10 protein-coding genes are annotated in these 13,156 nt (G+C 67.3%); 6 read left to right on the top strand and 4 right to left on the bottom strand.

Annotation, left to right across the window (positions count from 1 at the left end; translation table 11 throughout):
• The first annotated feature begins 214 nt into the window (after window positions 1-214).
• From NGR01S_RS20565 to bluB, 6 genes are all read left to right on the top strand, one after another.
• The gene (locus tag NGR01S_RS20565) at window positions 215-1,624 is read left to right on the top strand and encodes a WS/DGAT/MGAT family O-acyltransferase (protein ID WP_063039216.1); all 1,410 of its coding nucleotides are present in this window, start codon (window positions 215-217) and stop codon (window positions 1,622-1,624) included.
• A gap of 7 nt (window positions 1,625-1,631) precedes the next feature.
• Window positions 1,632-2,135 (top strand): DUF6912 family protein, encoded by a 504-nt coding sequence (locus tag NGR01S_RS20570; protein WP_063039219.1) that lies wholly within the window; start codon window positions 1,632-1,634, stop codon window positions 2,133-2,135.
• A gap of 162 nt (window positions 2,136-2,297) precedes the next feature.
• Window positions 2,298-3,452 carry a ferredoxin reductase gene (locus NGR01S_RS20575; protein WP_373861449.1) on the top strand — a complete coding sequence of 385 codons (1,155 nt, stop codon included), beginning with the start codon at window positions 2,298-2,300 and terminating at the stop codon, window positions 3,450-3,452.
• Window positions 3,453-3,736: 284 nt separating this feature from the next.
• Window positions 3,737-5,110 (top strand): fatty acid desaturase family protein, encoded by a 1,374-nt coding sequence (locus NGR01S_RS20580; protein WP_063039223.1) that lies wholly within the window; start codon window positions 3,737-3,739, stop codon window positions 5,108-5,110.
• A gap of 215 nt (window positions 5,111-5,325) precedes the next feature.
• On the top strand, window positions 5,326-6,582 hold the full coding sequence (locus NGR01S_RS20585) for a fatty acid desaturase family protein (protein WP_063039225.1): 1,257 nt from the start codon (window positions 5,326-5,328) through the stop codon (window positions 6,580-6,582).
• A gap of 612 nt (window positions 6,583-7,194) precedes the next feature.
• Window positions 7,195-7,827 carry a 5,6-dimethylbenzimidazole synthase gene (gene bluB, locus NGR01S_RS20590; RefSeq protein ID WP_063039227.1) on the top strand — a complete coding sequence of 211 codons (633 nt, stop codon included), beginning with the start codon at window positions 7,195-7,197 and terminating at the stop codon, window positions 7,825-7,827.
• A gap of 46 nt (window positions 7,828-7,873) precedes the next feature.
• Here the strand turns inward: bluB and hpf are convergent, their stop codons facing one another.
• The 4 genes from hpf to mtrB form a co-directional block, all read right to left on the bottom strand.
• A complete protein-coding gene (hpf, locus tag NGR01S_RS20595) occupies window positions 7,874-8,593 on the bottom strand; it encodes a ribosome hibernation-promoting factor, HPF/YfiA family (RefSeq protein WP_063039229.1) in 720 nt (239 codons plus the stop codon).
• A gap of 190 nt (window positions 8,594-8,783) precedes the next feature.
• Complete coding sequence (locus NGR01S_RS20600) at window positions 8,784-9,416, bottom strand: ComF family protein (RefSeq protein WP_063039231.1); 633 nt, start codon at window positions 9,414-9,416, stop codon at window positions 8,784-8,786.
• A gap of 41 nt (window positions 9,417-9,457) precedes the next feature.
• Window positions 9,458-11,263 (bottom strand): MtrAB system accessory lipoprotein LpqB, encoded by a 1,806-nt coding sequence (gene lpqB, locus NGR01S_RS20605; RefSeq protein ID WP_063039233.1) that lies wholly within the window; start codon window positions 11,261-11,263, stop codon window positions 9,458-9,460.
• The gene (gene mtrB / locus NGR01S_RS20610; protein WP_084481534.1) at window positions 11,260-13,140 is read right to left on the bottom strand and encodes an MtrAB system histidine kinase MtrB; all 1,881 of its coding nucleotides are present in this window, start codon (window positions 13,138-13,140) and stop codon (window positions 11,260-11,262) included. The genes lpqB and mtrB overlap by 4 nt, the downstream gene beginning before the upstream one ends.
• Window positions 13,141-13,156: the final 16 nt, after the last annotated feature.

A 13,156-nucleotide genomic window follows, 5' to 3' on the forward strand; every position in this document is an offset into this window, starting at 1 on the left:
TGCGGCTCCCATGGTAGGCGCCGCCGCGTACCCGGCCAGTGTGCCTCGTTCGACATTCGCCGAGCGGTCGGGGCCCGCGGCGGCTATATCACCCAGAGCTCGCGCGCAAGCCTCCGAATTACATATCGGAATATCACACACAATGGTGCGGGAACAGGTACTACCTGGTCACAATGGAGACCGGATTCCGGACTCCGAAGGAGCAGACACCAGGGTGATAGCGAAGCTGACACCGCAGGACGCGGACTTCTTCCGGCTGGAATCGACCACCCACCCGGTACACATCGGGTCACTGGCCGTTCTCGACAACACCGGCGACGACGGCGAGCCGATCCTCGACTACCAGGGGCTGGTCGATCTGGTCGAGTCACGCCTGCCGCTGGTGCCCCGGTATCGCCGCAAGGTGCGCGAGATCCCCCTGTCGCTGGGGCGCCCGGTGTGGGTGGAGGACAGCCGCTTCGATATCACCTACCACCTGCGCCGTTCGGCCCTCCCCTCGCCGGGTGGCGACGACCAGCTCTACGACCTGACCGCCCGGCTGGGTTCCCGGCCCCTGGACCCGGGCCGCCCGCTGTGGGAGATGTATCTGATCGAAGGGCTGAGCGGGGGGCGGTGCGCGATCTACACGAAATCGCACGCGGCCCTCGTCGACGGGCAGGCCGCGCTGGAGATCGGCCATGTCGTCGTCGACGGAGCCGAGTCCCCGCGCGAGATAGCGGACGACGCGTGGATCCCCCGCCGCGAACCCAGCGATACCGATCTCCTGCTGGGCGCCCTCGGGCATCTGGTGGCCCAGCCCGGCGCGGCGGTGGAGGTGCTACGCGAGGTGGGTGCGGGTACCGCCGGATTCATCGGAACGGCCGGACGGACGGTGGAGGGCGCGGTGGCCGCGGTGCGCTCGGCGGCCAGCGGCACCCCGGACAGTCCACTGAACACGCGCACCTCCCGGCAGCGCCGGTTCACCGTCGCGGTCACCGAGCTCGACGACTACAAACGGGTACATCAGCAGGCGGGGTGCACGATCAACGATGCCGTGCTGGCCGTGGTCACCGGCGCGCTACGCAACTGGCTGCTGTCGCGGAACAAGGGCCTGACCGAATCGAGCGTGCTCCGCGCGGTCGTGCCGATGTCGGGCTACGGCAGGGAGCCGGGTACCGGCCGCACCCTGCCCAGCGGGATCACCCCGTTCCTGATCGATCTGCCGGTCGGCGAGCCCAGCCCGGTCATGCGGTTGTCCCATATCGCTCATGCCACCGCCGAGGACGCCCGCGGCCGGCACGGCGTACGGGCCTCGACGCTCGTACACCTCGCCGGGTTCGCTCCGGCCAGCCTGCACGCGATGAGTGTGCGGGCGGCGAGTACGTTCGCAGACCATACGTTCAATCTGGTGATCACCAACGCGCCGGGCCCGCAGACGCCCATGTTCGTCGGCGGCGCGCGGATGCTGGAGATGTACCCGGTTTCGCCACTGCTGCGCAACCAGGCGACGAGTATCGGGATCACGTCCTACGACGGGCGGGTCTGCTACGGACTCAATGCCGATCGCGAGGCGATGGCCGATATCGGGGTCCTGGCCGCGTCGGTGCCCGAATCGATGGAGGAGTTACTCGGTGCCTGCCTCTGACCGGACCATGCGCGTGTACGTGCCGGCGACCGTGCCCATGCTGCGCGAGCTCGTGGACAAACGGGTACTGCACGCGGTCGGCGGGACGGCTTTCGCGCTCACGCCCACGCTCCGCGAGGCCTATGCCTCGGGCGACGACGAAGAGCTGGCCGAGGTCGCCATGGCCGAGGCCGCGCGCGCGGCGCTGCGACTGCTGGCCGAGGAGGTGCACGGTTCCACGACCCCGATGTACCGCCGCGCGGTCGTCGCGGTGGATGTGGAGGGCGCGACCCTGCGCCCGGACCTGGACGACGCGGTGGTGAAACTGGACGGACCGATCGAGTACGAGCGGGTCGCGTCGGTTCATCTGGACCTCGCCGAAGCCGAATCGGCGGTGGCCGAGGCGGTCGACAATGTCGATGCCGCCGACCTCGGCGACGAGGACGCCGAGTTCGTACTGGGCGACGCCGAGGACCATCAGCTGGCCTGGTACGCCACCCAGGAACTGCCGTTCCTCATCGAACTGCTGTGAGCCCACGCTTGTGACCGGGGACCGCCGGCACCGCCGCTCGCTGTGAGCCGCAACCGGGTCCGTGGAGGCCGTTCACCTGGGCCCCCACGACAACCTACGATGCCGTAACCTGGTGCCACGGCGCGCTGCGGGCGCGGACAACACAGGAGAAGAACAGCGCAAATGGGCAGGAAACCGAACGCGATGACGGTGCGCGGTGTCAAGAACTGGCTGGAGGCACCGGCGGCCGGTATCGCCGAACGCGGCGGCAAACTGAATCTGCTGCGAGGCGCGGTGGCGCGGGTCACCACGCCCCTGCTCCCCGACGACTATCTACATCTGGCCAACCCGCTGTGGTCGGCGCGGGAACTGCGCGGCCGGGTGGTCGACGTCCGTAAGGAAACCGCCGATTCGGCGACCCTGGTGATCAAACCCGGTTGGGGCTTCGACTTCCGCTACGAACCCGGGCAGTACATCGGTATCGGGATCCTGGTGCAGGGTCGCTGGCACTGGCGGTCTTATTCGCTCACCAGCCCGCCCGACTGGGACGACCCGCACTACGGCAAGAAGGCCATCGCCATCACGGTGAAGGCGATGCCGGAGGGTTTCCTGTCCAGTCACCTGGTCAACGGTGTGTCGGCCGGGACGATCGTGCGGCTGGCCGCGCCGCAGGGCGCGTTCGTGCTGCCGTCCCCGCCGCCGCCGAAGGTGCTGTTCCTCACCGCCGGGTCCGGTATCACCCCGGTCATGTCGATGCTGCGCGCCCTCGATCGCCGCGACGCGGTGACCGATGTGGTGCACATCCATTCGGCGCGGACCGCCGCGGACGTGATGTTCGCCGCCGAACTCGACGCACTGCACACGCGGCATCCCGGATTCGTCTCCCACGTCCACCTCACCGGCGAGAAGGGCAAGTTCGCCACCGCCGCCCTGGACGAGCTCTATCCCGATTGGCGGGAGCGCCAGACCTGGGCGTGCGGCCCGCTGGGCATGCTCGACGAGGTCGAGAAGCACTGGCAGGAGGCCGGGCTCGAATCGGCGCTGCACGTGGAGCGGTTCGAGGTGGAGCGGTCGGCGACCGGCGAGGGCGGCACCGTCACCTTCGGTAGAAGTGGCCGCACGGTCACCGTGGACGGCGCGACCACCCTGCTGGAAGCCGGTGAATCCGCTGGAGTTCAGCTGCCGTTCGGCTGCCGGATGGGTATCTGCCAGACCTGTGTGGTCACCTTGAGTTCGGGACATGCCCGCGATCTGCGCAACGGCACGGAGCGGTTCGAAGGAGAGAAGGTACAGACGTGCATCTCCGCCGCGGCGGGTGATTGCACACTGGATATGTGACAGGCGACGGTTCACCCGGCGAGCGCCGCTTCCGGGTACGCTCGGGGTAGCTTCCCGGATCCGGGAAGATCGCGGGAACACGCGTTCCCGCTTGAAGCCAGGTCCGACCGCCGGCGTGGACGTGTGTCAGCGTGCGAACTGCACCGTTGGCGCTATCGCGGTCCGACACCAGACCAGCCGGGTGGACAGACGGTCGGCACACGGACGCGCTCGACCGAAGAGTCGGCGGCGGTACGCCTATCCCGCTGCCGTCTTCGCGGACAGCGCCTACAGAAGGGACGCCGGTGGCAATCACCGACATCAGAGCCTTTGCCCACCTCACGGCCGAGGATGTCGAGACGCTGGGACAGGAACTCGACACCATCCGTCGTTCGGTCGAGCAGTCCCTGGGCGAACGGGACGCCCGGTACATCCGGCGGACGATCGCGGCCCAGCGCGGCCTGGAACTGGCCGCCCGCGGCGTCCTGTTCGGTAGCCGGAACCGGTGGGCCTGGCTGGCCGGTACCGCCATGCTCTCGGTCGCCAAGATCATCGAGAACATGGAACTCGGTCACAACATCAGCCACGGCCAGTGGGACTGGATGAACGATCCGGAGATCCACTCGACCAACTGGGAATGGGATATGACCGGTCCGTCGGCACAGTGGCGGCGGGCGCACAACTATTCCCATCACACCTATACCAACGTGTTGGGCAAGGATGAGGATCTCGGCTTCGGCATCTTGCGAATGACCCGAGATGAACCGTGGCGGCCGGTGCACCTGGTGCAGCCGATCGCCAATATCATCTTGGCCGCAGCGTTCGAATGGGGCATCGCTCTGCATGATTGGGCGATCGAGAAAGAGCTCACCGGAACACCGCGGAACCAGCTCCTCTCCGAACCGAACAAACTGTTCGTCCGCAAGATCGCCCGGCAGGTAGCGAAAGATTTCCTGCTCTATCCCGCGGTCACCGGGCCGGCCTTCATGTCGACTTTGAAGGCGAACGCCACCGCGAACCTGATCCGCAATCTGTGGGCCTACGCGGTGATCTTCTGCGGCCATTTCCCCGACGGCGCGGAGAAGTTCACCGAGGAACAGCTCGTGGGCGAGACACCCGGTGAATGGTATCTGCGGCAGATGCTGGGCAGCGCGAACTTCTCCGCCGGTCCGGTCATGGGCTTCATGAGCGGCAATCTGAGCTACCAGATCGAGCACCATCTCTTCCCGGATCTGCCCAGCAACCGCTACCCCGAGGTCGCGGTCGGCGTACGAGATCTCTGCGAGAAATACGATCTGCCCTACACCACCGGATCCCTGGGCAAGCAGTATCTGCTCGCCTTCCGCACCATTCACAAGCTCGCCCTGCCCGATCGATTCCTGCGGCGCACCGCCGACGATGCACCGGAGACCTCCTCCGAACGCAAGTTCGCCGGGGTCACCGTGTCCGCGGGGTCGGAGAACCGGCCGTGGAGTATCGACCCGGCGACCGGAAAACGCCGCGGTCTGCGCTGGGCGTTGCACGAGGCGAAAATCGCGCTTCGCGCCAAAGCCGAGCAAGAGAAGGAAATGCTACGCACCGCCGAACGCACCCTGCGGGCGAAGGCCCGGCAAGAGCAGGATCTACTCCGGCGGGCCCGGCACACGCTACGCAAATCACAGCGTTCCCACTCGGCCTGAGTGGCGCGGTTCGATTCCGGAAGATAATCGAGTACCGGGTGTAACACGACTGCCACGGCAGGCGATCATCCCCATCGAGGCCCAAGTGTGACGCACGGTTGCGCGGTTTCCCCGCACTTATCATTCGTCTTTGGTACCCGCAATAGGGCGCACACCACATTTTCTGAGCAAATCCCCAAACCTACGGTGTCGTAACTTACGGTAGGGTAGCCGCCATGGCTATCTCGGATGTCAAGGAATACGCGCATCTCACCGAGGCGGATGTCGAGGCTCTCGGAGCCGAGTTCGACGCGATTCGCCGGGACATCGAATCGACCCGGGGCGAGCGCGACGCCCGATACATTCGCAATGTCATCAGGCTGCAGCGGGCGCTCGAGCTCAGCGGCCGGACGGTCCTGTTCGCCAGTTTCCTGCCCCCCGCCTGGTTGGCGGGCGTGGCGCTACTGGGCACCGCCAAGATCATCGAGAACATGGAGATCGGGCACAATGTGATGCACGGTCAGTGGGACTGGATGAACGATCCGGAGATCCACTCCACCCACTGGGAATGGGACAACGCGGGCCCGTCCAAGCACTGGAAGCACACCCACAATTACCTGCACCACAAGTACACCAACGTCCTGGGAATGGACGACGATATCGGCTACGGCCTGCTCCGGGTCACCCGTGATCAGCGCTGGAAGCCGTTCAACATCGGTAACCCGGTCTACAACCTGGTGCTGCAGTCACTGTTCGAATACGGCGTCGCGATCCAGCACCTCGAACTCGGGAAACTGGCCGCCGGAAAGTTCGAGCCGGGCAGCGCGGAACGGGCGGAATTCGACCGCAAGGTCGACGAGGTAGTAGCCAAGGTCAAAAAGCAGGCGCTCAAGGACTACGTCGTCTACCCGTTGCTGACCGGGCCCTCGTTCTTCCACACCCTCACCGCCAATCTCACGGCGAACGTGATCCGCAATGTCTGGTCCAACGCGGTCATCTTCTGCGGCCACTTCCCCGACGGCGCCGAGAAATTCACCAAGGCCGATATCGACAACGAGTCCCAGGCCCAGTGGTACCTGCGGCAGATGCTGGGCAGCGCCAATATCTCCGGCGGCAAGCTGATGCATTTCATGACCGGCAATCTCAGCCACCAGATCGAACACCATCTCTTCCCCGATCTGCCCAGCAACCGCTACGCGGAGGTCGCGGTGCGGGTACGCGAACTGTGCGACAAATACGACCTGCCGTACACCACCGGATCGCTGCCGGTGCAGTACTTCAAGGCATGGCGCACCATCCTGAAACTGGCGCTGCCCAACAAATATCTCCGCCACACCGCCGACGACGCCCCCGAAACGGCCTCGGAACGGAAATTCAACGGGCAGGCGGTCTCCACGTTCGACCCCATCACCGGAAAGCGCCGGGGCCTGCGCACGGCGATCGCCGAAGGCCGCCGCCGGCTCCGCCGCCGCTCGGTCGCCCTGGCGGGCTGAGCCACCAGCGGTGGGGTCGCGGGTCCGAGCTCCGCTCCGCCCTGCGATCCCGCCGCACCCGTACGCGCGTCGGCCGTGCACAGACTCCGGCAGGACGCGAACACTCGACAGACCGGCCACCGCGGTTCCCGGACCCGACCGGTCACACAGCGCGTCCACTTCGATGTGCTGGTGAGCGATGTGAAGATCACCGAACCGCCCGTGCCGGCGAGGGATGCCGCTTTCGTCCGGACATTCACGGTGCCGATTTCAAGGCGGCCCATAAAAGGGTCGAGGCCCGTCCCGCCCTCGGCCGGAGGTGGGCCTGTGTGTATTCGCGCCGCCTGCGGCGGCGCGGGGTCGAGGCCCCCTTGGTCTCACCGTTTCGGCCTCGAGACTCGAGCCTCCGGCTCATGCGACGTGCGGTCGGCCTTCCACGGAAGGCCGACCGTTGAGCGCCTTCGGTCAAGGGGCGAGACGGGCCTCAACCCTTCGAGGTGCCTCGTAGAACTCGACACATACGGGTTGCGTCGGCATTCGACGTCCGGGTCGGCAGGTGGGTTGTCCATAGAGCGCGACCATTGAACGCGACCCGAGACCGGGGAGCACAATAGTGCTGTGTGTGCAGCGGAGATGAGCGTTTACGAAGCCATCCGGACCCGCCGGGATGTGCGGGCGGAGTTCACCGGGGAACCCATCGACGACACCACCCTGTGGCGGATCCTCGAGGCGGCGCACTGCGCCCCCAGCGTCGGTAACTCGCAGCCCTGGGATTTCGTGATCGTCCGTAATCGAGCGACCCTGCGGACATTCGCCGCCCATGTGGCCGAGCGACGGCGCGACTTCGCGCATTCGCTACCCGCCGACCGGGCGCGGACCTTCGCGCCCATCAAGATCGACGGAATCGAGGAGAGCGGCACCGGCATCGTGGTCGTCCATGACGACGCGCGGGGTGGGCCGCAGGTACTGGGCCGGGCGACTGTACCCGAAACCGGTTTGTACTCGACTATTCTCGCGATCCAGAACCTGTGGCTGGCGGCTACCGCCGAACGGGTGGGGGTGGGCTGGGTGTCGTTCTACGACGAGGCCTTCCTCACCGGCCTGATGGATCTGCCCGCGGGCGTCCGGCCGGTCGCCTGGCTCTGTATCGGCCCGGTGGCCGAATTCCAGCAGGTTCCGGATCTGGAACGATTCGGCTGGCGGGAGCGGCGTCCGCTGCACGCCGCCGTCCACGAAGAGCGGTACACCCCGGCTGGCCGGGAATAATAGAGCCGACCGGCCCAACGTGCGGACCGGTCGGCTGCAGTGTCGGCTAGGCGAGCCTGATCAGGCCGTAGTCGAAGGCATGCCGGCGATAGACCACCGACGGACGATCGGTTTCCTTGTCCTGGAACAGGAAGAAATCGTGGCCAACCAACTCCATTTGGTAGAGGGCGTCGTCTACCGTCATCGGGATCGCCGAGTGCACCTTGGTGCGCACGATATGCCCGGGCCCCTCGTATTCGGGGTAATCGGCCGCGAAATCGGACCGTTTCGCACTGTGCGGATAGTGGTCGTGCGGAATTCCGGAGAGGTCGCCGAGTAGCGCCTCATCGGCCAGATCGGCGGTGGCGTCGTGTACCGAGACCGGAGTCTTCTCGCCGTAGTGGACGCGGCGACGGTCCTTCGTGCGACGCAGCCGGCTTTCCAGTTTGGCGGTCACGGCCTCGAATGCGGCGTAGAAACTGTCCGCGCAGGCCTCGGCCCGGACAATCGGACCCTTACCGCGCGCGGTGATCTCCACCCGCTGGCAGTTCTTGCGTTGACGACGGTTGCGCTCGTGGAACAGCTCCACGTCGAAGAGGAAAATCGATGGATCGAAGCGTTCCAGCCGGGACAGCTTGTCCGACACATAGATTCGGAAATGGTCGGGAACCTCGACATTGCGGCCCTTGACGACGATATCCGCCCGGGTGTCCCGCGGTCGGTCCAACTGGTCGTCCAGCTGCGTCTCGGCTGTGTCCTGAACTGAAGGTCGTGAAGTAGTCGTCACGCGTACCTCCCGGATTCGGCCGCACACTTGTCGTCGCATGCGGCGGGATGAAACGGTGCCGGCCATGTCGGATCCAGTCGGCCGGCACGTGATGTACGAGGCCCACCTCCAAACTCCCGGATCGGGTGTGTGCACGCGACGCTAGTACGAGGATCGGAGGTTCGCCACTGTTCACGCAAATTTCCCGGATTCACCCAGCACACGTCACGAATACGCCATCCGCGCGTGTTCCTGCGGCAACGAGGGCCCGGGTGCACGCGGACACGGTGGCACCTGTCGTCAATACGTCGTCGACCAGAACGACCTGCGCGTTCAGCGCGTGCGCCGATAGCGGCGCGGCGCTCACCCGGCCGCGTAGATTGCGGTCGCGCTCGCGCGCCGACAGACCGGCCGAATCGCGGACTCCCCACCAGACTCTCAGACAAGGCAGAACCTGGCAACTGCCCAGCGATCGGGCCGCGATCCGCGCGCACCGCAGTACCGGGTCGCCACCGCGCCGCCGCGCCGCGGCCCGCCGGCTCGGCGAAGGTACAAGTATCAGGGGCCGGTCCGGTGCCCGCAACTCGGCCAGTCCGGCCGCGAGGGCGAGCCCCAGTGGGCGGGCGAGATCACGACGGTGCCGTTCCTTGGCCGCCAGTACGGCCTGCCGCGCCGGGCCGTGGTAGCGGCTCAGCGCCCAGCACGGCACCCCCGGATCGGCCCGGGGATACACCCGGATCGGCGGGCCGGAGACACTGCGGGCGCACTCGGCACACCACGGTGTCCCGGGCAGGCGGCAACCGCCGCATTCCGACGGTACGACCAGATCCAGCAGTGTCCGCATACGCACAGTGTGCCGGTGGACACCGACAACCGAGGCCGGGTTCAGCCCGGCAGCACCGGCACGGCGTCCGCGCCGAGACCGGGAACCTCACGCCAGTAGGGATCGCCGCCTTCGGGCGTGCGGGTGAATTCCAGTACCGCGCGGGAATCGGCGGCATACTGGCGTTCGATGGAAGCGGTGACCTGGCGGACCGGCGGAGTGAGGTTGCGGCCGCCCAGCGAAGCCATACCGGAGCCGTCGATCTTCACCGTCCGCACCGGATCCACATTGCCCGCGGTGGCCAGGATGACCGTATCGTCGCTGAACCAGTCGACCGAGGTCGCGGCGGTACTCAACTCCATGGCGATCTGGCGCGGTGCGGTGAGCGCGAAGGCACCGTCCGGCCGCCGCAACACCATGGAGACGTACACCTTGCCATCGGCGATCAACACCGCGCCGACGCCGTTACGGGAGATCCGCAGTTCGGTGATCGGCAGTTCGAAGGTCGGCCCGGAACTCGGGGCGAGCAACTGGGCGGTATCCACCTCCTGGACCGACACGGTGCCGGTATCGCGGTTGGTGACCGCGCGGATCACCCGATTCCCGTCGATAACCGCCCAGGCCGCGCTGCCGTCGGCGGTCCAGGACGGGCGGGTGATGGCCCCGCCCTCGGCGACCGGGAACGCGTTACCCCCGTAGCTGCCCACCATCAGCGTGCGCTGCGGCTGCGGCGGCTCGCGGCCCGCGTCGGCGACGGCGGCCACCAGCTTCCCGTCCGGCGACAACCCCACCGACTGCAGGTTCTGTACGTCACCGAAGTAGCCCGGGGCCGGGGCGGGGGCACGATTCTCCTCCACCTTGACCAGCTTGCCCTCGCGCAGCGCGTGCAGTCCGATCAGGGCGTCCGGCTCCACGGAATCGGCGAGCGGTCCCAGATCGTCGATCGACCAGCCGTTGCCGGCCAACCGCTCGTCCAGCGGCCGGCCGTCGTCGAGCAGCATGTAGGGGCCGAGCACATCGGCCCCAGCGAGGGTGAACACCACCTGGGCAGCGAACAATTCCCGGTCACGGGGGCTCAGTTCGCCGATCCCGGTGAAGTCGATCCGCACGCCGCCCAGGCCCACGCCGACGCCCACCGGATCACCGTTGGCCTTGGTGACGGTCCCGCGCACCGCGACAGGCGGGGCCAGGTAGTTGCGTACGACCGGAGCGATATACGGCTGCGGGCCGGAAATCAGCTTCGCCACCAGTTGCTGCGCCAGCTCGTCCGGGCGCCCCGCGACCCAGCGCAGATCCGGCGCCACATGCTGGCCGTCGGCGGTGACGAAGTACAGGGCGTGCCGCCGGTAGGACTGGGTGAACGCACTGTACTCCATCACCACGCCGTCGGGCAGTTCGTCGATACGCCACTGGCCGTCGACCCGGATCATCTCGATCTTGTTCTCGATGATCCCGTCCACCGCGTGGTACGACCCGTCCGCGGCGAGCTCGCCGACCTTACGCGCGCGCAGCACGTAGGTCGCCTCGTTCTCGTTACGCGATTCCCGCAGGGTATCCGCGCGCTCCACGATCACGGTCGATTCGGTGTCGTTCCACTGGGTCGACGCGGCGGGCGTCATGTACTGGCGGGCGGCGAGGTGGCCGTCGGCGGGATCTGCGGTGGCCTGCAGGAAATCGCGCAGCAGCAGATCCGGATCCCGCCCCGGCGTCGGGGCCGGGGGCCCCTCGGCGGTCGGTTCCTGGTTGATCGTGCCGAGCGCCTGGGGTTGCGAGGAGTCGGGCAGATTCGCGCAACCGCCCGTGGCGGCCAGGCCGATCACCGCCGCCGCCACCACCAACTGCCGGAACCACCGCCTGCGTGCGCTCATGACTTCCGGTCCCCGCGGTCGGTGGTGGGCACCGAGCCACCGGCCGGGCCGGGTGGCTGTGGGTTCGCGGCGTCACCCGGTCCGGCTTCCGGATTGCGCGCGGACGGTCCGGAATCCGGACCGGCGTCGTGCGTCTCGACCGCCGGCACTCCCGGCGCCGGGGTTTCCGGTTCCGCAGTGCCCGTGTCCGGCTCGGCGGGTGCCGCGGGCAGGGGCGCCCACGGCTCGGTTTCGGTGACCGGCGGGCCGAGTTCCACCCGTTCGCCGCCGACCCGCTCGCTCTCGGTGTGCGGCCGTCGCGGCGCCCGGCGCATACCGGGTTCCAGCGGTAGCGGGCTCTTACCCAGCTTCTGGCCGCGGATCAGTGGCAGGGTCAGCCGGAAACTCGCGCCGACCCCGGGTCGTCCCCACGCCTCGAGTTTGCCGTCGTGCAGGTTGGCGTCCTCGACGCTGATCGACAAACCGAGCCCGGTCCCCCCGGACCGGCGCATCCGCGAAGGGTCGGACCGCCAGAACCTGCTGAACACCAGTTTCTCCTCCCCCGGCCGCAGACCGACACCCTGATCCCGCACCACCACGGCGAGGGCGTTGGCTTCGGTGTCACCGCGCATCCGGATCAGGACGGGTTTGCCCTCGCTGTGGTCGATCGCGTTGGCGAGCAGATTGCGCAGCACCCGCTCCACCCGGCGCGGATCGACCTCGGCGACCACCGGCTCCTCGGGCAGGTCGATGACCACCTCGATACCGGTGTCCCGGGCCAGATGCCGCACCGTGGAAATGGCCGCGCGGACGCACATCCGCACATCCAGCGACTCCACTTGGAGTTCGGCGACGCCTGCATCGTGGCGCGAGATCTCCAGCAGATCGTTGAGCAGGCCTTCGAAGCGGTCCAACTCGGTGACCAGTAGTTCGGCGCTGCGGGCCAGCGCGGGATCGAGATCGTCGCTGCTGCCGTGGATGAGATCGGCGGCCATCCGCACCGTGGTCAGCGGGGTACGCAACTCGTGGCTGACATCGGAGGTGAAGCGCCGCTGCAGATTGCCGAATTCCTCCAGCTGGTTGATCTGGTTGGACAGGCTCTCGGCCATTTCGTTGAACGCTTTCGCCAGCCGGGCGATATCGTCGTCGCCACGCACCAGCATGCGTTCCTTGAGCCGGCCGTCGGCGAACCGGCCCGCGATCCGGGCGGCCGACCGGATCGGCAGCACCACCTGCCGGGTCACCAGGGCTGTGATGGCGGCCAGCAGGATCAGCAGCACCACACCACCGACCAGCATGGTCCCGCGCATGAGCGCCAGACTGCGTTCCTCGTTGCCCAGCGGGAAGATCAGATAGATCTCCAGCGTGGGCACCTCGGCGCTGGGGCTGCCGATGATGAGCGCGCGACCGTGGTAGCCGTCCGGGTCCGAGACGGTGGCGAACTGGTAACTGACCTGGTTGCGCTGGACGAACCGGCGCAGCGCGTCGGGCACCTCTTTGATGGGCCCGGCGGTGATCACCTGCTGCGGAGTCCCGCCGATCATGCTCAGCGCCGAATCGAAACTGCCCGCCGCGCCGCCGGTCCGGCTCGAATCGCGACGGTTGGACAGCGAGTCCCGGGCGTTGGTCAGCCGCTGCTCCTGGCTGGTGAGATCGTGGACCCCGGCCAGCTGGGTTTCGACCGTATTGCGGACCCGGTCCATCTCCTCGACTCCGGCATTGATCTTCGCATCGAGCAGCCGGTCGGTGATCTGGCTGGTCAGCACGACACCGAGCACCGTGATGACGATCAGCGACAGTGTGAGAGTCGAAACGATGACCCGCAACTGCAACGAACGCCGCCACAGCAGACCCAGCGATCGGCCGACATGCTGGAACCATTCGTTGACCGGTGCCAACGCCTCCCGCGCGTCG

It is taken from the genome of Nocardia grenadensis NBRC 108939 (assembly GCF_001613445.1).
GTDB classification, from domain to species: Bacteria; Actinomycetota; Actinomycetes; order Mycobacteriales; family Mycobacteriaceae; genus Nocardia; species Nocardia grenadensis.

Coding starts and splice junctions, on each gene's coding strand:
- NGR01S_RS20575 (WP_373861449.1), top strand. CDS start 2,298: ATGGGCAGGAAACCGAACGCGATGACGGTGCGCGGTGTCAAGAACTGG.
- NGR01S_RS20570 (WP_063039219.1), top strand. CDS start 1,632: ATGCGCGTGTACGTGCCGGCGACCGTGCCCATGCTGCGCGAGCTCGTG.
- lpqB (WP_063039233.1), bottom strand. CDS start 11,263: ATGAGCGCACGCAGGCGGTGGTTCCGGCAGTTGGTGGTGGCGGCGGCG.
- NGR01S_RS20600 (WP_063039231.1), bottom strand. CDS start 9,416: ATGCGGACACTGCTGGATCTGGTCGTACCGTCGGAATGCGGCGGTTGC.
- NGR01S_RS20585 (WP_063039225.1), top strand. CDS start 5,326: ATGGCTATCTCGGATGTCAAGGAATACGCGCATCTCACCGAGGCGGAT.
- bluB (WP_063039227.1), top strand. CDS start 7,195: ATGAGCGTTTACGAAGCCATCCGGACCCGCCGGGATGTGCGGGCGGAG.